Source organism: Streptomyces sp. AC627_RSS907, assembly GCF_019049165.1.
This window is the reverse complement of sequence record NZ_JAGMUE010000381.1, coordinates 1-366: the sequence shown is the minus strand read 5'-3', so window position 1 is coordinate 366 and position 366 is coordinate 1. Positions and strand designations below refer to the sequence as shown.

Below are 366 nucleotides of genomic sequence, written 5' to 3'. Positions count from 1 at the left end.
TTCTGATGCTAAGGCCGTGAAGCCGCCCTGATCTCTTCGGAGTTGAGGGGAGTGGTGGAGCCGCTGACCCTAGGGGGTAGTAGGTAAGTGATGGGGTGACGCAGGAAGGTAGTCCAGCCCGGGCGGTGGTTGTCCCGGGGTAAGGGTGTAGCCCGTTGTCTAGGTAAATCCGGATGACATAAAGGGTGAGACCTGATGCCGAGCCGATTGTGGTGAAGTGGATGATCCTATGCTGTCGAGAAAAGCCTCTAGCGAGTTTCATGGCGGCCCGTACCCTAAACCGACTCAGGTGGTCAGGTAGAGAATACCGAGGCGTTCGGGTGAACTATGGTTAAGGAACTCGGCAAAATGCCCCCGTAACTTCGG

General features: G+C 56.6%; 1 rRNA gene. It reads left to right on the top strand.

Annotated elements, in window-relative coordinates:
* Positions 1 to 366, top strand: a 23S ribosomal RNA gene (locus tag KUM32_RS36000); the annotation flags it as partial.